Annotated in this window: 20 protein-coding genes and 3 tRNA genes; 10 read left to right on the forward strand and 13 right to left on the reverse strand. The window is 63.6% G+C overall.

Features of this window, described 5'->3' with window-relative positions; translation table 11 throughout:
• Window positions 1-27: 27 nt before the first annotated feature.
• From KHO27_RS02285 to recX, 4 genes are all read left to right on the forward strand, one after another.
• Window positions 28-600 carry a hypothetical protein gene (locus KHO27_RS02285; protein ID WP_110697824.1) on the forward strand — a complete coding sequence of 191 codons (573 nt, stop codon included), beginning with the start codon at window positions 28-30 and terminating at the stop codon, window positions 598-600.
• A gap of 30 nt (window positions 601-630) precedes the next feature.
• Complete coding sequence (locus tag KHO27_RS02290; RefSeq protein WP_110697826.1) at window positions 631-1,113, forward strand: CinA family protein; 483 nt, start codon at window positions 631-633, stop codon at window positions 1,111-1,113.
• Between the two features lie 104 nt (window positions 1,114-1,217).
• Complete coding sequence (gene recA, locus KHO27_RS02295) at window positions 1,218-2,294, forward strand: recombinase RecA (RefSeq protein WP_028690616.1); 1,077 nt, start codon at window positions 1,218-1,220, stop codon at window positions 2,292-2,294.
• Window positions 2,295-2,303: 9 nt separating this feature from the next.
• Window positions 2,304-2,774 carry a recombination regulator RecX gene (recX, locus tag KHO27_RS02300; protein ID WP_111531767.1) on the forward strand — a complete coding sequence of 157 codons (471 nt, stop codon included), beginning with the start codon at window positions 2,304-2,306 and terminating at the stop codon, window positions 2,772-2,774.
• Window positions 2,775-2,843: 69 nt separating this feature from the next.
• On the opposite strand, the gene KHO27_RS02305 is transcribed toward recX, so the two are convergent.
• Complete coding sequence (locus KHO27_RS02305; RefSeq protein WP_111531768.1) at window positions 2,844-3,962, reverse strand: LOG family protein; 1,119 nt, start codon at window positions 3,960-3,962, stop codon at window positions 2,844-2,846.
• Window positions 3,963-4,267: 305 nt separating this feature from the next.
• Here KHO27_RS02305 and KHO27_RS02310 point away from each other — a divergent pair, with 305 nt between their 5' ends.
• Window positions 4,268-4,474 (forward strand): hypothetical protein, encoded by a 207-nt coding sequence (locus KHO27_RS02310; protein ID WP_046857890.1) that lies wholly within the window; start codon window positions 4,268-4,270, stop codon window positions 4,472-4,474.
• A 1-nt stretch (window position 4,475) separates the two neighbouring features.
• On the opposite strand, the gene KHO27_RS02315 is transcribed toward KHO27_RS02310, so the two are convergent.
• Entirely contained in the window at window positions 4,476-4,895 is a 420-nt protein-coding gene (locus KHO27_RS02315) for a quorum-sensing-regulated virulence factor family protein (RefSeq protein ID WP_110697830.1), read from the reverse strand.
• A 214-nt stretch (window positions 4,896-5,109) separates the two neighbouring features.
• Between KHO27_RS02315 and KHO27_RS02320 the strand changes: the two genes are divergently transcribed.
• The 3 genes from KHO27_RS02320 to KHO27_RS02330 all read left to right on the forward strand — a co-directional run bounded on the left by KHO27_RS02320 (window position 5,110) and on the right by KHO27_RS02330 (window position 7,171).
• Window positions 5,110-5,820 carry a tRNA-uridine aminocarboxypropyltransferase gene (locus tag KHO27_RS02320; RefSeq protein ID WP_110697832.1) on the forward strand — a complete coding sequence of 237 codons (711 nt, stop codon included), beginning with the start codon at window positions 5,110-5,112 and terminating at the stop codon, window positions 5,818-5,820.
• A gap of 257 nt (window positions 5,821-6,077) precedes the next feature.
• Window positions 6,078-6,728: a response regulator transcription factor ErdR gene (gene erdR / locus KHO27_RS02325; protein ID WP_023631045.1), complete on the forward strand. Its 651-nt coding sequence runs from the start codon at window positions 6,078-6,080 to the stop codon at window positions 6,726-6,728.
• A 77-nt stretch (window positions 6,729-6,805) separates the two neighbouring features.
• A complete protein-coding gene (locus KHO27_RS02330) occupies window positions 6,806-7,171 on the forward strand; it encodes a diacylglycerol kinase (RefSeq protein WP_023631044.1) in 366 nt (121 codons plus the stop codon).
• A gap of 3 nt (window positions 7,172-7,174) precedes the next feature.
• On the opposite strand, the gene finR is transcribed toward KHO27_RS02330, so the two are convergent.
• A complete protein-coding gene (finR, locus tag KHO27_RS02335; RefSeq protein WP_023631043.1) occupies window positions 7,175-8,101 on the reverse strand; it encodes a LysR family transcriptional regulator FinR in 927 nt (308 codons plus the stop codon).
• Between the two features lie 120 nt (window positions 8,102-8,221).
• On the opposite strand from finR, the gene fpr reads away from it, so the two are divergent.
• Complete coding sequence (gene fpr, locus KHO27_RS02340) at window positions 8,222-9,001, forward strand: ferredoxin-NADP reductase (RefSeq protein ID WP_046856781.1); 780 nt, start codon at window positions 8,222-8,224, stop codon at window positions 8,999-9,001.
• 129 nt (window positions 9,002-9,130) lie between these two features.
• Here fpr and tsaA read toward each other — a convergent pair whose 3' ends face one another.
• From tsaA to rimO, 5 genes are all read right to left on the reverse strand, one after another.
• A complete protein-coding gene (tsaA, locus tag KHO27_RS02345) occupies window positions 9,131-9,823 on the reverse strand; it encodes a tRNA (N6-threonylcarbamoyladenosine(37)-N6)-methyltransferase TrmO (RefSeq protein ID WP_214501118.1) in 693 nt (230 codons plus the stop codon).
• 6 nt (window positions 9,824-9,829) lie between these two features.
• Entirely contained in the window at window positions 9,830-10,291 is a 462-nt protein-coding gene (locus KHO27_RS02350) for a YehS family protein (protein WP_046856779.1), read from the reverse strand.
• Window positions 10,292-10,341: 50 nt separating this feature from the next.
• Window positions 10,342-11,052, reverse strand: coding sequence for an rRNA pseudouridine synthase (locus KHO27_RS02355; RefSeq protein ID WP_110697836.1), 711 nt, complete (start codon window positions 11,050-11,052; stop codon window positions 10,342-10,344).
• A 121-nt stretch (window positions 11,053-11,173) separates the two neighbouring features.
• Complete coding sequence (locus KHO27_RS02360; protein ID WP_110697838.1) at window positions 11,174-11,632, reverse strand: GNAT family N-acetyltransferase; 459 nt, start codon at window positions 11,630-11,632, stop codon at window positions 11,174-11,176.
• 88 nt (window positions 11,633-11,720) lie between these two features.
• Window positions 11,721-13,052 (reverse strand): 30S ribosomal protein S12 methylthiotransferase RimO, encoded by a 1,332-nt coding sequence (rimO, locus tag KHO27_RS02365; RefSeq protein WP_110697840.1) that lies wholly within the window; start codon window positions 13,050-13,052, stop codon window positions 11,721-11,723.
• A 235-nt stretch (window positions 13,053-13,287) separates the two neighbouring features.
• On the opposite strand from rimO, the gene KHO27_RS02370 reads away from it, so the two are divergent.
• The gene (locus KHO27_RS02370) at window positions 13,288-15,198 is read left to right on the forward strand and encodes a potassium transporter Kup (RefSeq protein WP_102681669.1); all 1,911 of its coding nucleotides are present in this window, start codon (window positions 13,288-13,290) and stop codon (window positions 15,196-15,198) included.
• A 102-nt stretch (window positions 15,199-15,300) separates the two neighbouring features.
• On the opposite strand, the gene KHO27_RS02375 is transcribed toward KHO27_RS02370, so the two are convergent.
• From KHO27_RS02375 to KHO27_RS02395, 5 genes are all read right to left on the reverse strand, one after another.
• A complete protein-coding gene (locus tag KHO27_RS02375) occupies window positions 15,301-16,593 on the reverse strand; it encodes a virulence factor family protein (protein WP_214501119.1) in 1,293 nt (430 codons plus the stop codon).
• Complete coding sequence (gene mprF / locus KHO27_RS02380; protein WP_110697844.1) at window positions 16,593-19,235, reverse strand: bifunctional lysylphosphatidylglycerol flippase/synthetase MprF; 2,643 nt, start codon at window positions 19,233-19,235, stop codon at window positions 16,593-16,595. The genes KHO27_RS02375 and mprF overlap by 1 nt, the downstream gene beginning before the upstream one ends.
• Before the next feature lie 248 nt (window positions 19,236-19,483).
• A tRNA-Met gene (locus KHO27_RS02385) sits at window positions 19,484-19,560 on the reverse strand.
• Window positions 19,561-19,684: 124 nt separating this feature from the next.
• Window positions 19,685-19,761, reverse strand: a tRNA-Met gene (locus tag KHO27_RS02390).
• Between the two features lie 136 nt (window positions 19,762-19,897).
• Window positions 19,898-19,974, reverse strand: a tRNA-Met gene (locus KHO27_RS02395).
• Window positions 19,975-20,048: the final 74 nt, after the last annotated feature.

Here is a 20,048-nt window from a genome sequence, read left to right on the forward strand (position 1 = left end):
CTTAATGCATGCAATGAACAGGATGTCATGAAAACCACTGAAAAAGCGGGTCTGCTCAAACTTTGCCAATGGCTACTCATCCTGGTGAGCGTGCTGCCAATCTTCGCGATTGCCCTGTGGTTGCCAACCCAGGCCCAAGGCCAATTGCCGATCACGCTCGAGCAGTTCCTGGTACAGCACCTGCTGGGACGTGTCGGTCCCTGGTCATCAAACTTCCCTCTGGAATCCATGGCCATCGCCAATTACATCGCGGTTGCCGCCCCCCTGTTTGCCGCCGGGCTTGTCGTGATCCTGCGCCAGCCCGGCTCCGGCTTGCCTGCTCGCTTGCCCGTACTGCCATGGCATCGCTACCTGTTGCTGTACCTCGGCTGGGCAGCGCTTATCAGCTTCATGGTGCATTACAACTACTTCACCTCTGTGGATTTTGCCCATCACCGCGGCAAGTTTCGCGGTTTCGGCTTCAACCCGGTGCTGTTTGCATGCTTTGCCGCGAGCATGCTGATGGCGTTGGAGTATCTGCTGCTCCTGAGCTACCTGCTGTTCATTCATTACCCGGTCGGCTGGCTGCTGCGATGTGTGGGCAGGTCACCGGGGTGTTAGGGTAGGGTCCATTCTTCACAGGAGCCCATCATGGACCCGATCACTGTTCTCTCCACCCGCCTGGGTGAACACCTGCGGCGCTTCAATGCCCAGGTGACCACCGCCGAGTCCTGCACCGGCGGCGGCATCGCCGAGGCCATCACCCGTATCCCCGGCAGTTCGGCCTGGTTCGAGGCCGGCTACGTCACCTACTCGAATACCCAGAAAACCCGCCAGCTAGGTGTACCCGAGGTGTTGTTCGCCGAGGTGGGCGCGGTCAGCCAGGAGGTGGTCGAGGCCATGGTACGCGGCGCTCAGGCTGCCAGTGGTGCGCGCTTTGCGGTCGCGGTCAGCGGCGTGGCCGGCCCCGACGGCGGTTCAGCGGCCAAGCCGGTGGGCACGGTGTGGCTGGCCTGGGCCGACGGCGACCACGTGAGCAGCGAGCGCCGCCACTTCGACGGTGACCGCGAAGCGGTGCGCCGACAGACGGTGATCGCCGCGTTAGACGGCTTGTTACAGCTTGGTGCGGAGTAATTCGCCCGACGGGGGTTTGCGGAAACGAATCCCTGTGGAATAATACTGGCTACTTATACAGTTATTCCGGCCGTCAGGGCCACGTCGAACACGTGAGGATTTCAATGGACGACAACAAGAAGCGCGCCTTGGCTGCGGCCCTGGGTCAGATCGAACGCCAATTCGGCAAAGGCGCGGTCATGCGCATGGGCGACCACGAGCGCCAGGCGATCCCCGCCATCTCCACCGGTTCGCTGGGCCTGGACATCGCCCTGGGCATTGGCGGCCTGCCGAAAGGCCGTATCGTCGAGATCTACGGCCCGGAGTCTTCGGGTAAAACCACGCTGACCCTGTCGGTCATCGCCGAAGCCCAGAAGAACGGTGCCACCTGCGCCTTCGTCGACGCCGAGCACGCCCTGGATCCTGAGTACGCCGGCAAGCTGGGTGTCAACGTCGACGACCTGCTGGTCTCGCAGCCAGACACCGGCGAGCAGGCCCTGGAAATCACCGACATGCTGGTGCGCTCCAACGCCGTCGACGTGATCATCGTCGACTCCGTGGCCGCGCTGGTGCCCAAGGCCGAGATCGAAGGCGAGATGGGCGACATGCACGTCGGCCTGCAGGCCCGCCTGATGTCCCAGGCGCTGCGCAAGATCACCGGTAACATCAAGAACGCCAACTGCCTGGTCATCTTCATCAACCAGATCCGTATGAAGATCGGCGTGATGTTCGGTAGCCCGGAAACCACCACCGGCGGTAACGCCCTGAAGTTCTACGCCTCCGTGCGCCTGGACATTCGCCGTACCGGCGCGGTCAAGGAAGGTGATGAGGTGGTTGGTAGCGAAACCCGCGTCAAGATCGTCAAGAACAAGGTCTCGCCGCCGTTCCGCCAGGCCGAGTTCCAGATCCTCTACGGCAAGGGCATCTACCGCAACGGCGAAATCATCGACCTGGGTGTTTCCCAGGGCCTGGTTGAAAAATCCGGTGCCTGGTACAGCTACCAGGGCAACAAGATCGGTCAGGGCAAGGCCAACGCCGCCAAGTACCTGCAAGAGAACCCGGCCATTGGTAGCGAGATCGAGAAGCAGATTCGCGACAAGCTGCTGACCGCCGGTGCCGCCGCCGCTGCAGCAGCGGCCGCCAAGGCCGGTGCCGCCGAAGCCGATGCCGATGATCTGGCTGACGCCGACGCCGGTTATTGATCTGCCTTCATGTCCGTCGTACTCGACACCCCCGTCGCCGTTCGGCGGACAGCCATGGACCTGCTCGCACGCCGCGAGCATGGTCGCGTGGAGCTGACCCGCAAGTTGCGCCAACGCGGCGCTACCGATGAATTGATCGAGCCCGCGCTCGATCGGCTTGCCGAGGAGGGGCTGCTCAGCGAGGCCCGCTACCTTGAAAGCTTCATACGCTATCGTTCCGGCTCAGGCTATGGCCCTGGGCGTATCCGTGAGGAGCTTGGCCAGCGAGGTCTGGACCGTGGCGATATCGACCAGGCACTGCGTGATAGCGGAGTGGACTGGGCGGTGCGGTTGAAAGAGGTGTGGCAGCGCAAGTTCTCTGGGCAACTTCCCCATGATCCACGCAGCCGCGCACAACAAACGCGTTTTCTCGCCTACCGTGGATTTTCCATGGAAATGATCAGCCGGCTGCTCAGCGGGCGCGATCTTGACGATTATTGAAGCGTGACCAGCATTGATGGCCCACATGGCTGACCCCGACCGGGGCCAGCCATGTGGGCCATTTTGCGTTCAGTTCACCCGCAGGGCTTCCCGGGCTCGTTGGGTGGTGTGCATTGGCTGGGGTTTGGCCCAGTTCTCCGACAGGTTGATGAAGTCCACCAGTTCGCGCAGGCGACCCTGGTCACGGCCGTTGAAGGCAAAGGTCAGGCGTGTCAGGTGGCTGAAGTTGCCTTCTTCGTGCTCCGTGCCACTGTCAGGCTGCTGGTGATACCTGCCGCTCAGGCGCAGGTCGGCAAAACCTTCCTCCACGTCATGCAGCGCGGCCTCGCTCAAGGGGTGGTGCATGCGGATGACGAACTGGTTCTTCAGCCATCGGCTGGAGTGGTAGTTGCTGTAGAACTGGTTGATTTCTTCCACCGCCTCGTCGGCACTGTGCACCAGGCGTACCAGCTTGAGGTCGCTGGGCAGGATGTAGCGGTTTTCTTCCAGTTGACGGCTGATGAAGGCCAGGGCGTCCTGCCAGAAACTACCGCCGGGCGAGTCGAGCAGCACAACCGGAACCAGCGGGCTCTTGCCGGTCTGGATCAGGGTGAGTACTTCCAGCGCCTCATCAAGGGTGCCGAAGCCTCCCGGGCAGAGCACCAGCGCATCGGCCTCCTTGACGAAGAACAGCTTGCGAATGAAAAAGAAATGGAACGGCAGCAGCTTGTCGGTGCCATTGACGGTGGCATTGGCATGTTGCTCGAAGGGCAAGGTGATGTTGAAACCCAGGCTGTGATCGCTGCCGGCGCCTTCGTGGGCGGCGGCCATGATGCCGCCTCCGGCGCCGGTGATCACCATCAGGTCGGAACGTGCCAGCGTTGCGCCCAGTTCCCGGGCCAGCGCATACATGGGGTGCTCCAATGGCGTTCGTGCCGAGCCGAACACGGTGACTTTGCGCCGCCCCTTGTAACGCTCGAGGGTGCGGAACGAATGGTCAAGTTCACGCAGGGCCTGCAGGGTTATCTTTGCGTTCCAGCGGTTGCGGTCGTCGTGGGCCATGCGCAGCACGGTCAGCAGCATGTCGCGGTACAGCGGCAGGTTGGGGCTGTTCGGGGCAACCAGTTGCAGTTGCTCGTCGATCTTGCTCAGGTCGATGCCGTGGTCCCTGAAATGGTTGAACAGCAGCTCGTTCGATTGGTAAGGCATTCAACGTCTCCTTCTGCAGCAAAACCTCTGACCGGGTCGATGGCAGGTCCCGGCCGCGACACTGCGTGTGTCGCTGGCTGCTGTGGCTCGAGTGTGCCCCCCCGAGCGTTGCAGTAGGCCTTCAAGGCCATTGTTGCAGTGGCAGTTCCATCGCGTTGTCGTTGTTATGGGTACTCGTTATCAATCTAGACGCTGGGGCGCACTCGTGCCGCCACAGGCGTGCAATACCGCCTGTCAGACTGGATCCGATGATGGCAGCGCTTTGGTTAACTGGAGGCGCAAGAGTGATGCAGCGAGGTGGCGGTATGCACCGGCTGGTGATCGAGGTGGACGGGCAACTGTTGCAGTTGCTCGAGCGCGAGGCGAAGGTTCATCACCTGAGCCTGGAGGGGGAGTGCTTGCGTCGGCTGCAGGGGGGCGAGGGGCACTCGCCTTACCTGCTGGCCCTGTTGGCCGAGTTGCGCGCCGATGATGAGCAGCGGCGCGCCAGAGACAGCGATCAGCTGGCCTGAATCACTTTTTCTTGTTGCCAGCTGCGCAGCTGGCAGCGTCGAATGCCTGGTCCATGACTGGTTGGTTGGTCTTGTACACGGTGAAGCGGTAGACCATCACCGCGCCCTTGGACATCAGCTGACGGTAACCATTGTTACGGCAAACGCTGTCACCCAGCTGGCTGCGCACCTGCGCGGGGTTGGCCTGCATGCCTTGCGCATGCTTCTGGCGCACGCTCAGGTGATTGACCAGCGCCTTGCCTTCGACGGTATAGCCCTGGTCGAGGATGTCTTCGTTGATGGCCCGGGGGGTACCGACGCTGCTTTCCTTGGCGACCTTCTGCAGCATCTGGGTCAGCTCGTATTCCTGCTTGGAGGCAGCCTGGGCGGCCAGGGGCAGGGCGAGCAACAGGCTCAGGGTCGGGACGATAAGACGCAGCATGAATCTCTCCTGGTTCGATGACTGGCGCTTTGACCTGCGCCGGCGGGCGGCGTTCCATGAAACTGCTGGGGTTCCCCGGCCGCCTGAGCCGCTGATTATAAAGGAGCGGCCGCAAGGGCTGCACGGCAAATGACGCGTGCTCTGGTAGACTCGCGTTTTGTTTTCACCGAGTCGTCGTCGTGCCCCTTCCATCTTCCTGCCAAGGCCTGCAGCCATGAGCCACGCGGTAGCGCGGCTGCGCGCCGAGCGCCTGGCGCGCAGCATCAAACCCTTTGTCGCCCGCGGCTCGCGAGCCGAGCGCTGCCCGGATTGCCGGGTGATCGCCACGCACTGCCTGTGCGCGTGGAAACCGCGGGTGCCGGCAGACGCCGGCATGTGCCTGCTGATGCATGACACCGAGCCACTGAAGCCGACCAACACGGGGTGGCTGATTGCCGACGTGATCGAGGATACCTCCGCCTTCGGCTGGCTGCGTACCTCGGTGGACGAAGGCCTGCTGGCGTTGCTGGACGATCCGCGCTGGCAGCCTTACATCGTCTTCCCCGGCGAGTTCGTCAAAGAGGACCGTGTGGTCAGCGAGGTGCTGCGCGAACCGGGCAAGCGCCCGCTGTTCATCCTGCTCGACGCCACCTGGACCGAGGCGCGCAAGATGTTCCGCAAGAGCCCTTATCTCGACCGTTTCCCGGTGCTGAGCCTGCAGGCCGAGCAGATGTCGCGCTACCGCCTGCGCCGCTCCAAGCGTGACGACCACTTCTGCACCGCCGAAGTTGCCGCCATGTGTCTGGAGCTGGCCGGCGACAGCCAGGCCTCGCAGGCCCTGGATGCCTACCTGGATGTGTTCAGCCTGCACTACCTCAGTGGCAAGCGACGCTTGGCGCTGGATGAGCAGGACGAGGTCCACCAGCGTTTGCATACCTTCCTATAGTCCAAGGGGCAGGCGCGGCGGATTGGTACATACTGTCGGGGCTGGCAGCCAGGGTAGGCGGGGACGACCGGGCAATTGGCTTGACCACCCGGGGCGTGCTCGGCATCCTTGGCGCCGCTTCGGGCACGACGAAGCTGCTGTTACCCCGGACTTCGCCGTGCCATCCCGGCCGGCGGCCCTGCCGTTCGCGCCATGAGTTACCCGCCAGGCGTCTCCCGTACCCCCTGCGCCTGGTACAGAACAGGATCCCTAGATCGATGGCCACATACGAAATCCTGATTGCCGATGACCACCCACTGTTCCGTAGCGCACTGCGCCAGGCCGTTACCCTCGGCCTGGGCCCGGATGTGCGCCTGGTCGAGGTGGCGAGCATCGCCGAACTGGAAACCAGCCTGACCGAAAAAGCCGACTGGGACCTGGTCCTGCTGGACCTGAACATGCCCGGTGCCTATGGTTTCTCCGGGCTGGTGCTGCTGCGTGGCCAATACCCGCAGATCCCGGTGGTGATGGTCTCGGCCCAGGAAGAGGCGGCCGTCGTGGTGAAGTCTCGCGAATTTGGCGCCAGCGGTTTCATCCCCAAGTCCAGCGAGCTGAGCAAGATCCAGGAAGCCGTGCGCAATGTGCTCGACGGCGATGTCTGGTGGCCGCCGCAGGCGTTCGAGAAGGTTGACGTGTCTGCCGAGGCCAAGGCCGCCAGCGAAGGGCTGGCTAGTCTCACCCCGCAGCAGTTCCGCGTGCTGACCATGGTCTGCGAAGGGTTGCTGAACAAGCAGATCGCCTATGAGCTGAGTGTCTCGGAAGCGACCATCAAGGCTCACGTGACGGCGATCTTCCGCAAGCTTGGCGTTCGTACCCGGACCCAGGCCGCGCTGTTGTTGCAACAACTTGAATCGGTTTCGGCCAGCTAAATCCCTGCGCCTTCACGCTTTTTTGACTGCGGTTGAACTAGCCTGCTGGCCTTTTTTCGGTGAAGTGACTGACACACATGTCGCCATTCAAGGGCCAGACCGGCCTCAAACGTATCTTCAATGCCGCCGGCTACTCGCTGGACGGCCTGCGTGCCGCGTTCAAGGGTGAGGCCGCGTTTCGCCAGCTGGTTCTGGTCAACGTGCTGTTGATCCCCACAGCCTTCTGGCTGCCGGTGAGCCGCGCCGAACGGGCGATCCTTATCGCCGTGTGCCTGCTGGGGCTGATCGTCGAGCTGCTCAATTCGGCGGTGGAGGCGGCGATCGATCGTATCTCCCTCGACCGTCACCCCTTGTCGAAGAACGCCAAGGACATGGGCAGTGCCGCGCAACTGGTGGCCATGAGCATGGTCGCGCTGGTCTGGGGCGTGATCCTGCTCGGCTGACGTTCAGGCGATCGGCGGCAGCACGATCTCGTCGCTGCGCTGCACGCCAGCGGTGAAACTGCGGCACAGCTCGAGGAACTCGCGCATGGCCGAAGTCTGGTACTTCTGCTTGTGCCAGATGAAGTAGAACTGCCGCGACAGGTCCAGTGCCGGAGTTTCCACCGGTACCAGGCTGCCGCGGCGGAAAGCGTCGCGCAGGGCCAGGCGCGAGATGCAGCCGATACCGAGGCCCGACTCCACGGCCCGTTTGATTGCTTCGGTATGTTCCAGCTCCAGGCGGATGTTCAGGTTGGCGCGATGATGACGCATGGCCTGGTCGAAGGTCAGGCGCGTGCCCGAGCCTTGTTCGCGCAGGATCCAGGCTTCATGGGACAGCTGCTCGATATCGGCATGGCCGGCTTTGGCCAGCGGATGCTGCGGCGCGCAGAACACCACCAGTTCATCCTCCACCCAGGGCTGCACCTCCAGATCGGGGTGGTTGCAGTCGCCTTCGATTAGACCCAGGTCAATTTCGTAATGGGCAACCTGTTGCACGATATGCGCAGTGTTCTGCACGTGCAGTTTGACCTGGCTTTCCGGATGCACCTGCATGAAGCTGCCGATCAGCAAGGTGGCCAGGTAGTTGCCGATGGTCAGGGTGGCGCCGACGGCCAGCGAGCCGAACCCCGACTTGCCGTTGAGCAGGTCTTCGATTTCCTTGGCCTGGTCGAGCAGCGCCACAGCCTGGGGCAACAGTTGATGACCCAGGGCGTTGAGGCTCAGGCGTTTACCGGCACGGTCGAACAGCTGGCAGCTGGACTGGCGCTCCAGTTCGGTGATCGAGGTGCTCGCCGCAGATTGCGACAAGGCCAGTACGCCCGCGGCCCTGGACACACTCTGGTGCTGGGCGACGGCGACAAAGACCTGGAGCTGACGAAGTGTGAATCGCATATCTATATAACCGATAACACATATCTTGATAATTCAGTTAACAGATATTGTCGCTGCCCCTAAACTATCGCGCAACTGCGCGTCTTGCGCGCGCCGCGTTTTCCTTCAGGAGCCCCATCGATGAGCAACATGAACCACGAACGTGTCCTCAGTGTGCACCACTGGAACGACACTCTGTTCAGCTTCAAGTGCACCCGTGATCCGGGCCTGCGCTTCGAGAACGGTCAGTTCGTGATGATCGGCCTGCAGCAGGACAGCGGCCGTCCGCTCATGCGCGCCTACTCCATCGCATCGCCGAACTGGGAAGAGCACCTGGAGTTCTTCAGCATCAAGGTGCCGGACGGTCCGCTGACCTCCCAGCTGCAGCACCTGAAGGAAGGCGACGAGATCATCATCAGCAAGAAGCCCACCGGCACCCTGGTCCTTGACGACCTGAACCCGGGCAAGCACCTGTACCTGCTGAGCACCGGCACCGGCCTTGCGCCGTTCATGAGCGTCATCCAGGACCCGGAGACCTACGAGCGCTTCGAGAAAGTGATCCTGGTACACGGCGTTCGCTACGTGAACGAAGTGGCCTACCGCGAGTTCATCACCGAGCACCTGCCGCAGAACGAGTTCTTCGGTGAGTCGGTGCGCGACAAATTGATCTACTACCCGACCGTGACCCGCGAGCCTTTCGAAAACCAGGGTCGCCTGACCGATCTGATGCGCAGCGGCAAGCTGTTCAGCGATATCGGCCTGCCACCGATCAACCCGCAGGACGACCGTGCCATGATCTGCGGTAGCCCGAGCATGCTCGATGAAACCAGCGAAGTGCTGGACAGCTTTGGCCTGAAGATCTCGGCGCGTATGCGTGAGCCGGGCGATTACCTGATCGAGCGAGCGTTCGTCGAGAAGTAAGGCCAGCGGCATGAATGAAAAACGCAGGCTTGGCCTGCGTTTTTTTATGCTCGGAGAAAAGGTTTGCCGTGTCGGCCCTATCGCGGGGCAAGCGACTTGCCCCGCGATAGGGCCCGCAACCACACCGGATCACTCTGGCGCCACCTCCAGCACCCGGATCACACCCGGTTGCGGATAATGCCAGCGCACCTGCACATCCCAGAACTTGACCCCATATACCCGCTCGGGCGGCGGCACCTGGTAGGCTGGGCGTGGGTCCTGGGCCAGGCACTGTTCGATCAGCTCGACCAGCGGTTCGCCCAGGCGCAATGCGTGGGTGTGGGCCTGAGGCAGTGCGCCCTCGCTCCATTGCACGCTGATCGGCTCCGGTGCATCACTGGCCATCAGGTTCGATGCCTCGGCGACGCTGTCCGCATACGGCACATAAGGCTTGATATCCAGCACCGGGGTGCCGTCCAGCAGATCGATCCCTGACAGCAGCAGGCGCCCCGGTTCGACGCCGTCCAGGCGTACCACCGACTGGCCGATGCCGTTGGGCCGATGGGTTGCCCGGGTGGCGAACACCCCCATGCTCTTGTTGCCGCCCAGGCGCGGTGGGCGCACCTTCAGGCGTGGCTTGTCTTCCAGTGCCTGGTGGAACAGGAACAGCAACCATACATGGCTGACCTGTTCCAGGCCTTCGACGGCATCGCCCTGGTCAAAGGGCGGCAGCAGCTCCAGCACGCCACGGGCGGCCGGCGCCAGCTGGGGCTGGCGCGGGATGGCGAACTTCTCCTTGAAACAGGAGCGAACGATGCCGATCGGCGAGACGGTATGCTGCATCTTGGCTCAGCCGCGCACGCGAAGGGTCAGGCCCTTGAGGAAGTTGCGCAGCAACTGGTCGCCGCAGGGGCGGTAGTTGTCGTGGCCGACCTTGCGGAACAGCGCGCTCAGCTCTGGTTTGGACACCGGGAAGTCGACGGACTTGAGTACCGCATGCAGGTCGTCCTCCTTCAGCTCGAAGGCCACGCGCAGCTTCTTGAGTACGGTGTTGTTGGTCACCGGCACTTCGATCGGCTGCGGCGGGCGGCTATCGTCGCGGCCACGACGGTGAATCACCAGGCCGTCGAGGAAATGCGCCATCACCTTCTCCGGGCAGCGGACGAAGCCGGGTTCCTCTTCCTTTTTTACATAGGTGGCGATGGCCTCGGCGGAAACCTCGAGGCCCGAGAGCTTGATGATCTCGGCCATTTTCTGGTCGTTGGCCTTGAGCATGTAGCGCAGGCTGCGCAGTACATCGTTGTGGTTCATTGCGGCGAATCCTGTTCTGTTGCCGCGTCAGTCATTGCGCGGCGGTAATGCTAGAAGCGTTCTGTAGCGGCCACGTAGCGCCACTGGCCCAGCGGCAGCTTGCCCATCGACACCCCGCCAAGGCGAATGCGGCGCATCGCCAGCACCTTGAGGCCAGCGGTTTCACAAAGCTGTTCGATCAACCCCGGTTGCGGGTTCTTCAGCACGATGCGCAGGTGTTGCTCGTTCTGCCAACTGGCCTTGGCCTTCGGCAGTTCGACACCCTTGCGTTCCACGCCGCGGGCCAGTCGCTCGAGGGCGCCGGGTTTGGCTTCACCACTGACCTGGACGATGTATTCCTGCTCCATGCGGCGCAGGTCGGCCTCCAGCTTGCGGGTTACCCGCCAGTCCTGGGTGAACAGCTGCAGGCCACTGGCGCCGGGCAGCAGCGGGACGATGCAGGCCTGGCGGGCGAAATGCCCATGCAACGGGCGCACGCCCTCGCGGTGCGCTTCGCTGAGGCTGGCCATGCTGATGCTGGCCAGGGCGCTTGCGGTGTTTTGGCCGGCCTGCTGGTTGAGCAGCAGGGTGACCGGTTCGAGTGAATCGGCACGAGCGCCCGGCAGCAGTTCGACCTGCTGTTCGGCGACTTTGAACTGGGGTTGTTCGACCACCACGCCATCGACCGTGACCCAGCCACCCTCGATGTACAGTTCGGCCTCGCGGCGGGAGCAGCCAAGCTGTTCGATGAGGCGTTTGGAGAGACGAATGGGTTCGGACATGGACACGGGCATCACGCGGTAGGGAAAGCCTTCATTGTACCTGCCTGGGCGAGGTAGCGGCTGCAAATCGATGTCATTTGCGCCATTTCGGAGCGGAGTAGTGGTTTCCTGAGCTTGCGTACTAGGACGTTGTACGAACAAGCCTCATATGTAGTAGGGGATAGGGCTGCCCTAGGCCGTCGGTTTCCGAACGGCCATAGATCTCGAAGCCTTCATGCAGGTAGAAACCCAGGGCTTGCGGGTTCTGTTCGTTGACGTCCAGGCGCTCGGCGTTCAATTCGTGCACCGCGTGGCGCAGCAGGCGCCGTCCGATGCCCTGGCCACGGTGTTCGGGCGCGACGAAGAGCATGTCGACCCGGCCGTTTGCCACCCCGGCAAAGCCGAGGATGTGCCGCTTGCTGTCCTTGCAGCAGACCAGCATCACGGCATCGAGGTATTTGCGCAGCACGTGCTCGCGCAGCAGCAGAATGTAACCCTCGGGCAGGAAATCGTGGGTGGCGCGAACCGACGCCTCCCACACCCGGACCAGCTCGGGATAATCGCTCAGATGAGGTGTGTGCAGCGTGACGGCGGGCGACATCCTGTGATCCTCCGGGAGGCCATTGAGGAAAACATAGATGCAAAAAAATACCCCGCCAGCGGGCGGGGTATTTTCAGGCGGGTTTCGCTCAGATGGGCTCGGCCCACATGTCGTACTCGTCGGCGTCGACGATGCGGCAGCGGACCTTGTCGCCCGGCTTGAAGCCGTGGTCGCCGTCGATGAACACGCTGCCGTCGATCTCCGGCGCGTCGAAGAAGCTGCGGCCCACCGAGCCCTGTTCCTCGACTTCGTCGATCAATACCTCGATTTCCTTGCCGATGCGCTGTTGCAGGCGCGCGGCGCTGATCGCCTGCTGGTGGGCCATGAAGCGGTCCCAGCGGTCCTGCTTGACGTCGTCCGGCACCTCATCCAGGCCCAGGTCGTTGGCCGGGGCGCCTTCGACCGGCGAGTACTGGAAGCAGCCGACGCGGTCGAGCTGGGCTTCGGTCAGCCAGTCGAGCAGGTACTGGAAGTCTTCTTCGCTTTCGCCGGGGAAGCCGACGATGAAAGTCGAGCGGATCACCAGTTCCGGGCACTGTTCGCGCCAGTTCTTGATGCGCGCCAGGGTGCGGTCTTCGAAGGCCGGGCGCTTCATCGACTTGAGCACCTTGGGGCTGGCGTGCTGGAACGGGATGTCCAGGTACGGCAGGATCTTGCCGGCGGCCATCAGCGGAATCACGTCGTCGACGTTCGGGTACGGGTAGACATAGTGCAGACGCACCCAGGCGCCCAGGCTGCTCAGCGCCTCGCACAGCTCGAGCATGCGGGTCTTGACCGGGCGGCCGTTCCAGAAATCGGTCTTGTACTTGACGTCCACGCCGTAGGCGCTGGTGTCCTGGGAGATCACCAGGATCTCCTTGACGCCGGCCTTGACCAGGCGCTCGGCCTCGCTCAGGACTTCGCCGACCGGGCGGCTGACCAGCTTGCCGCGCATCGACGGGATGATGCAGAAGCTGCAGCTGTGGTTGCAGCCTTCGGAAATCTTCAGGTAGGCGTAGTGGCGCGGGGTCAGCTTGACGCCCTGGGGCGGCACCAGGTCGATCAGCGGGTTGTGGTCCTGGCGCGGTGGCACCACTTCGTGCACGGCATTGACCACCTGCTCGTACTGCTGCGGGCCGGTGACCGACAACACGCTCGGGTGCACGTCACGGATGCTGCCTTCTTCGACACCCATGCAGCCGGTGACGATGACCTTGCCGTTCTCCTTGATGGCTTCGCCGATCACTTCCAGCGACTCGGCCTTGGCGCTGTCGATGAAGCCGCAGGTGTTGACCACCACCACGTCGGCATCCTCGTAGGTAGGCACGACTTCATAGCCTTCCATGCGCAGCTGGGTCAGGATGCGCTCGGAATCGACCAGGGCCTTGGGGCAACCCAGGGAGACGAAGCCGACCTTTGGGGTGGCGGGAGTGGTGGACATGGCTAACCTCGGTATTGAATACAGGTCGCCCGGCCGGTAACGGGGGCGATCCTGGCGGGCGCTTTCGGCGCCTCTGATCAAAAAGTGCGCAATTCTAGCGAGCACAAGGTCGCTTTACCAGCAGAAATACGACGAACGCTGCGCTATGCTTCGCGCCGTTGCGCCGGGGTATCCGGGAGGGCCCGGCGCGGGTAGGCATTCAACCGGTCTAATAGGCCGTCTGCGGGAGTGGTCGATGGTTCAGGCAAGCAGTCATGCCGAAGGCGGGCACGCGGGGAAGCAGGGGGCAGCACGGCCGCTGGGCCTGCTCGTGGCGGCCGTTGGGGTGGTCTATGGCGATATTGGCACCAGCCCGCTGTATACCCTCAAAGAGGTCTTTACCGGTGGTTATGGCGTACAGGTCAACCATGATGGAGTGCTGGGCATCCTGTCGTTGATCCTCTGGTCGCTGCTGTGGGTGGTTTCGTTCAAGTACGTGATGTTTATCCTGCGCGCCGACAACCAGGGCGAGGGCGGCACCATGGCCCTGACCGCGCTGGCGCGGCGCGCCACGGCGCAGTATCCGCGGTTGCGCATGCTGATGGTCGGTTGCGGCCTGATTGGCGCCTCGCTGTTCTACGGCGACAGCATGATCACCCCAGCGGTGTCGGTGCTGTCGGCGGTGGAGGGCATGGGCCTGGCGTTCGAGGGTATCGACCACTGGGTGGTGCCGATTGCACTGGTGGTGCTGGTGGCGCTGTTCCTGGTGCAGAAGCATGGCACCGAGAAGATCGGCAAGGCGTTTGGCCCGATCATGGTTGCCTGGTTCCTTGCGCTGGCGGCGCTCGGTGTCCATGGCATCTTGCAGAGCCCAGAGGTGCTGAAGGCGTTCAACCCGGGCTGGGCCTTGAACTTCTTCATCGTCCACCCCGGCATGGGCGTGGCCATTCTTGGTGCCGTGGTGCTGGCGCTGACCGGTGCCGAGGCCCTGTACGCCGATATGGGCCATTTCGGCCGCAAACCCATTGCCCGTGCCTGGTTCGCCCTGGTGCTGCCGGCGCTTGTGCTCAACTACTTCGGCCAGGGCGCCATGCTGCTGCAGAATCCCGAGGCGGCGCGCAACCCGTTCTACCTCTTGGCGCCGTCCTGGGCTTTGCTACCGCTGGTGGGGCTGGCCACGATGGCCACGGTGATCGCCTCCCAGGCGGTGATCTCGGGGGCCTTCTCGCTGACTCGCCAGGCCATCCAGCTGGGCTATGTGCCGCGCATGCAGATCCAGCACACCTCCAGCGACGAGCAGGGGCAGATCTATATCGGCGCGGTGAACTGGGCGTTGATGGTCGGCGTGGTGCTGCTGGTGATCGGCTTCGAATCCTCCGGCGCCCTGGCGGCGGCCTACGGCGTGGCAGTGACCGGCACCATGCTGATGACCACCATCCTGGTCTCGGCGGTCATGCTGCTGTTGTGGAAGTGGCCGCCGGTATTGGCTGTACCGCTGCTGCTGGGCTTCCTGTTCGTAGACGGGCTGTTCTTCGCCGCCAACGTGCCGAAGATCGTGCAGGGCGGTGCTTTCCCGGTGCTGGCGGGTATCGTGCTGTTCGTGTTGATGAGTACCTGGAAGCGTGGCAAGCAGATCCTGGTCGATCGCATCGATGAAGGCGCGTTGCCGCTGCCGCTGTTCATCAGCAGCATCCGCGTGCAGCCGCCGCATCGGGTCGAGGGCACCGCGGTGTTCCTGACCGCGCGCTCCGATGCCGTACCGCACGCGCTGCTGCACAACATGCTGCATAACCAGGTGCTGCACAGCCAGGTGGTGTTGCTGACGGTGGTCAGCGAGGACCGGCCGCGGGTGCCGGAGCATGAGCGTTTCGAGGTGGAAGCCTATGGTGACGGGTTCTTCCGGGTGCTGCTGCACTTCGGCTTCATGGACGAGCCGGACGTACCGGCGGCCCTGAAATTGTGCCACTTGGACGAACTGGACTTCAGCCCGATGCGCACCACCTACTTCCTGAGTCGGGAGACGGTGATCGCCTCCCGCCTGGAGGGGATGTCGCGCTGGCGCGGGAACCTGTTCGCGTTCCTGCTGAAGAATGCCAACGGCAACCTGCGGTTCTTCAACCTGCCGCTCAATCGGGTAATCGAGTTGGGGACGCAGGTCGAGATCTGAGGGCACAAACATCGCGGGGCAAGCCCGCTCCCACAAGGCCTGTGTGATCCTTGTGGGAGCGGGCTTGCCCCGCGATGGACCGCAAAGCGGCCCCTTTCCCTATCATTTCTCAGCGACGTTGGCCTTTCCCTGGCGGGTCTCGATCTCACCGATCAGGCGCTTGGCCAGCGCCGGGTAGTTTTCGTCGAAGTGGTGGCCGCCGGGCAGCTTCATGCGCTCACCCACGGCGGTCTTGTCGGTGCAGCCGCTTTCATCGGTCTCTTCCACGCCATAGATGCACACCACCTTCGCCGCCGGCAACCTGGCCATCTCCGGCCCGGTCGGGGCTTCCTGGCCTTCCTTGCCGAGCCAGCCCTCCACCTCGATCTCGAAACTGCCGCTGCGGGCGAACGCCAGCAGGATCACCGCATCGATGCGCTTCTGGTCGTCTGGCGACAGGCGGTTATAGATAGCCGGCAGCACGTCGGCGCCGAACGAGTAACCGGTCAGCACGAAGCGCTTGGTGCCCCATTTCTGGCGGTAGTGCTGCATCAGCTCGGAGAGGTCGGCGGCGCTCTGCTCCGGGGTCTTGTGCTGCCAGTAGTAGCGCAGGGTGTCGATGCCGACCACCGGGTAGCCAAGCTTGGCCATCTCGCCGGCCACATCGCGGTCCAGGTCGCGCCAGCCGCCGTCGCCGGAAAGGAACAGGGTGACGGTGTCGGTGGTCTGCCCGGCCGGGACTTCCACCACCGGGATGGCCAGGGCGTTGCCATCGTGTCCGACCAGGGCCTGGGTCAATTGCGCCTTGAGTACCTGGGGCAGGTGAATGTCGTAGTCGGCGATGCTGGTTTCGGCGTTGGCCTGGTCGCGCACGAAGGCGGCACTGGCGTCATCCGGGTTGTCGTTCCAGGCCACGTTCCAGTGACCGTGGGCGGCGGACTTGGGCAGGGCGGCCTGGCAGCCGGGCTGCTCGACGGTGAAATCCACCGAGATGGCTCGCGCCTTGTCGTCGCTTTGTGCGGCCAGCCAGCGCCAGGCCTGGGCAGCGCCCGGGCCGATACCGGCAACCAGGGTCGGTTTGTCGGCCAGTCGAGTCAGGGCTTGGTCCATCACGACCTGCTGCTTGGCGCAGTCAGCCGGTGGCAGGATCACCTGCACCAGTTGCGCCTCGCCGGCCTGGCTCAGGTCGAGCAGTTGCTTGTCGGTCAGGGCTTGGTCCTGTGGCACGCCGATGGCCACTCGGGCCTTGGCATGCACGCCGGGCGTGGCGCGGGTCAGGGCGCTGCCGTCGTCCAGCGTGAGGTGCTCCAGGCGTGCCTCGGGGGCCGGGCGGGTCCACAGCCAGAAGGCCGCACCGCCGGCCAGCACGGCGAGCAACAGGGGAATCAGTACGTACAGCCAATAGCGTCGGATCATCAACGTTTCACCAATCCAGTCAGGCCGCCAGCGATCAGGGCGGCGGTGTCAGCCAGTGCAACCAGCGGGTCGAGCCCGGCCGGCACGGCCATGTAGCGGGGTTCCCAGTCCGGCTGGAACTTGTCCTTGAAGCGCCGCAGGCCCTGGAAGTTGTAGAGCTGTTCACCGCGCTGGAACACCATCGAGCCCAGGCGCTGGGTCAAGGGGGCGCCACGCCGCGGCTGCAAGCCGGAAAGGGGGACCATGCCCAGGCTGAAGCGGCCGTAGTCGTGGCTTTTGTAGTGCAGGATCAGACCGACCATCATGAACTCCATGGTCAGCTTCGGTGCTTCTGGATGCGCGCGCATCAGGTCAAGGCTGGCCAGCTCGTTGCTGTGGGTCTCCAGCAGGTTGGCGAAGGCCACCGGGCGGCCCTGGAAGCGGATCAGCGCGATGCGGAAATGCTGCAGGTACTCGGGGCTGAAGCGGCCGAGGGAGAAGCCTTTTTCGCGCACGTTCTTGCCGCTGAGCCAGGCGTCGGAGATCTCCTTGAGTGCCTCCAGCGGGGCGTGGCCAGGCTCATGGATTTCCAGGGCCAGGCCGTCGCGGCCGCCGCGGTTCCAGGTGTAGCGCAGGTCCTTCATCTCCTTGCCCTTGGCGTCGATATCGAAGCGGCGCAGGTCGACCCGCGCTTCCTCGCCGAGCTTGATCGCGGTCAGGCCGATGTCCATGTAGAACGGCAGGTTCTCCGCCCGCACCTGGTAGAACACTGGGCGCGCATGGTGCAAGTCGCACAGGTCGCGGAACTGCCAGATCATTTCGGCGCGTTCCTGCGCCGGGCCAATCGGGTCGTACAGGGCTACCAGGCTGCGGCCGCGACGGGCATACATCAGGAAGGCGTTGTCGTTGGGGTGGAACAGCAGCGCCTTGTCACCGGTCAGGGCCAGGCCGCCATCGGGCTGGTCGGAGGCGAGCAGGATGCGGTTGGCGCGCTGCAGTTCGTCTTCGCTGGGCAGATGGATCACTGGCCGGGCGGTGCGCAGAAGCCAGGTCAGGGCGACGATCACCAGCAGCACGGCGCTGCCCAGCGCGGCGCGCAAGCCCCGAGGCGCATCGGCATCAAGGGTGAACTGCCACCACAACTTATGGGTGTAAGGCACGTCCTGGTAGGCGAACAGCAGCAGCCATACCGAGGCGCCGACCACGCAGGCGCTGGCCACCAGGTACACCGGCGAGAACGGCAGCTCCAGCAGGCGGCTGGGGCGGTAGAACGAGCGGCGGAACAGGGCGAGCAGGGCAGCGGTAAAGCACATCAGGCTGGCTTCTTCCCAGTCGAAGCCCTTGAGCAACGACAGTACCGCGCCCACCAGCAGCAGCACGGTGGTCAGCAGCCAGGCGGCCGACAGGCGCCGGCGCAGGCCCTGGGCGAGCAGCAGGCAGAGCACGCCGATCAGGCTGGCGCCGAAGTGCGAGGCATCGATCAGGCGGTGTGGGATCAGGAAGCCCATGTGTTCCAGGCGGCTGTCGATCTCCGGGGTGGCGCCGGAGAACAGCAGCACCACGCCGGAAAGGAACACCAGGATCGCCAGCACCGGCGCGGCCAGGCCCGAGGCTGCGCGGATCGCCTGCTGGGTGACCATCAGCCGGCGGGCTTCGTTGGCCAGCAGCAGTACGCAGGCCACCAGCAACGGCAGCACCACGTAGATCAGCCGGTACAGCAGCAGGGCGGCCGCCAGTGGTGCCGCGCCCAGCTGGTTGGCGAACGCGGCCAGCAGGATCGCCTCGAATACCCCGACGCCACCCGGCACATGGCTGAGCACCCCGGCGGCGAGGGCGAGCAGGTAGACCAGCACGAACGCGCCAAAGGGCGGGGCTTCGGGCAGCAGCAAATAAAGCACGGTGGCCGCAGCGGCGACATCCAGGGCGGTGATCAGCAGTTGCAACGCAGTCAGGCGTGCGCCTGGCAGGCGCAGGGTGCGGCGCCCGAACTGCACCAGCAGGTTGTCGGCCAACGGCTGATCAGGCAGGCGACGGCGGTACAGGCCCACGACCAGGGCTACCGCCGCGCCCAGCACGGCGACGGCGATGCCGCCCAGCAGCGGTGCAGGCAAACGCAGCGCCGTTGCCGCTGCCGGCAGGTCGCTCAGGGTGGCCAGTGCGGCCAACGGCGGCAGCGCGCAGCCCAGCGAGAGGCTGGCGAACACTGTCATGCGCGCGACTTCCGCGGCGCCCAGGCCTTGGCGGGCATAGAGGCGATAACGCACCGAGCCGCCCGACAGCATCGACAGGCCTATTGCATTGCCAATGGCGAAGGCACTGAAGCCCCCGAGCACCAGGGTGCGGGGTGGCAGTTGCACGGCGGCGTAGCGGCTGGCCGACCATTCGTAACCCAGCAGGATCACGAAGCCGGCCAACGTGGCCAGCAGCGCGCCGAGCAGCGACTGGGTCGGCACGCTGAGCATCGCATCATGCAGGGCGTAGATATCCAGTTCGCTCAACAGATGGCGGCAGGCAATCAGGCCCATGGCGAACAGCAGCAATGTCAACGCCAATCCCAGCGGCTGACGGTACTTGCTCAGGCGTTCCAGCCAGGGCAGGCGCTGCGCCGCCGCCGGCAAGGCCGTGGTCAACGGTGCCTGGGGCTCGGGAGTGGGGGCGGTCATGGAGTGCCTCGTGCGCAGCGCGCGAGGTAAAGGCAAGGTGCGGCCAAGTGAAAGTCCCTTTGGAAAAACGTATCCGAATATTACTCCGCGCCGGCGGCTTAATCTGTTTCAGGATAGTTAAAGATAGTTCATTCAGCCGTCTGCAAGGGCTGGAACCAGGGCTTGGCGAGGAGGAGTCGAAAGGGTAGGGGCTGAATGCAACAAACCCCGCACTGTCTTGCGACAGGCGGGGTTTGTTCTGACGAATATGGTTGCGGGAGCCGGATTTGAACCGACGACCTTCGGGTTATGAGCCCGACGAGCTACCAGGCTGCTCCATCCCGCGTCAGAGGGGCGCATTCTACGCATTTGCCATGGCTTGTCAAGGCTTGATATGACATTGGTTGCGATTGGAAAAACAGCGGCCAATAAAAAAGGCCACTGCGTGAACAGTGGCCTTTTCTTGAATCTGGTTGCGGGAGCCGGATTTGAACCGACGACCTTCGGGTTATGAGCCCGACGAGCTACCAGGCTGCTCCATCCCGCGCCTGTGGAATCGAATTCTACGGATTTCCCAACCGCTGTCAAGCGTTACTGCTTGATTTTTCGTAGGTTTTTCTTTAGTTGGAAATATAGAGGCAATAAAAAAGGCCACTGCGTAAACAGTGGCCTTTTCTTGAATCTGGTTGCGGGAGCCGGATTTGAACCGACGACCTTCGGGTTATGAGCCCGACGAGCTACCAGGCTGCTCCATCCCGCGCCTGTGAGATCGAATTCTACGGATTTTCCTTTGGCTGTCAAGCATTTCCTCAAGAAAATCCTTTTTCGTTCAAA

Source organism: Pseudomonas sp. RC3H12 (assembly GCF_018596375.1).
Classification (GTDB): Bacteria; Pseudomonadota; Gammaproteobacteria; order Pseudomonadales; family Pseudomonadaceae; genus Aquipseudomonas.

Coding starts and splice junctions, on each gene's coding strand:
- KHO27_RS02330 (WP_023631044.1), top strand. CDS start 6,806: ATGTCGCCATTCAAGGGCCAGACCGGCCTCAAACGTATCTTCAATGCC.
- KHO27_RS02360 (WP_110697838.1), bottom strand. CDS start 11,632: ATGTCGCCCGCCGTCACGCTGCACACACCTCATCTGAGCGATTATCCC.
- recA (WP_028690616.1), top strand. CDS start 1,218: ATGGACGACAACAAGAAGCGCGCCTTGGCTGCGGCCCTGGGTCAGATC.
- KHO27_RS02375 (WP_214501119.1), bottom strand. CDS start 16,593: ATGATCCGACGCTATTGGCTGTACGTACTGATTCCCCTGTTGCTCGCC.
- mprF (WP_110697844.1), bottom strand. CDS start 19,235: ATGACCGCCCCCACTCCCGAGCCCCAGGCACCGTTGACCACGGCCTTG.
- KHO27_RS02355 (WP_110697836.1), bottom strand. CDS start 11,052: ATGTCCGAACCCATTCGTCTCTCCAAACGCCTCATCGAACAGCTTGGC.
- fpr (WP_046856781.1), top strand. CDS start 8,222: ATGAGCAACATGAACCACGAACGTGTCCTCAGTGTGCACCACTGGAAC.
- rimO (WP_110697840.1), bottom strand. CDS start 13,052: ATGTCCACCACTCCCGCCACCCCAAAGGTCGGCTTCGTCTCCCTGGGT.
- finR (WP_023631043.1), bottom strand. CDS start 8,101: ATGCGATTCACACTTCGTCAGCTCCAGGTCTTTGTCGCCGTCGCCCAG.
- tsaA (WP_214501118.1), bottom strand. CDS start 9,823: ATGCAGCATACCGTCTCGCCGATCGGCATCGTTCGCTCCTGTTTCAAG.
- KHO27_RS02315 (WP_110697830.1), bottom strand. CDS start 4,895: ATGCTGCGTCTTATCGTCCCGACCCTGAGCCTGTTGCTCGCCCTGCCC.
- KHO27_RS02285 (WP_110697824.1), top strand. CDS start 28: ATGAAAACCACTGAAAAAGCGGGTCTGCTCAAACTTTGCCAATGGCTA.
- KHO27_RS02370 (WP_102681669.1), top strand. CDS start 13,288: ATGGTTCAGGCAAGCAGTCATGCCGAAGGCGGGCACGCGGGGAAGCAG.
- KHO27_RS02320 (WP_110697832.1), top strand. CDS start 5,110: ATGAGCCACGCGGTAGCGCGGCTGCGCGCCGAGCGCCTGGCGCGCAGC.
- erdR (WP_023631045.1), top strand. CDS start 6,078: ATGGCCACATACGAAATCCTGATTGCCGATGACCACCCACTGTTCCGT.
- KHO27_RS02290 (WP_110697826.1), top strand. CDS start 631: ATGGACCCGATCACTGTTCTCTCCACCCGCCTGGGTGAACACCTGCGG.
- recX (WP_111531767.1), top strand. CDS start 2,304: ATGTCCGTCGTACTCGACACCCCCGTCGCCGTTCGGCGGACAGCCATG.
- KHO27_RS02310 (WP_046857890.1), top strand. CDS start 4,268: ATGCACCGGCTGGTGATCGAGGTGGACGGGCAACTGTTGCAGTTGCTC.
- KHO27_RS02305 (WP_111531768.1), bottom strand. CDS start 3,962: ATGCCTTACCAATCGAACGAGCTGCTGTTCAACCATTTCAGGGACCAC.
- KHO27_RS02350 (WP_046856779.1), bottom strand. CDS start 10,291: ATGAACCACAACGATGTACTGCGCAGCCTGCGCTACATGCTCAAGGCC.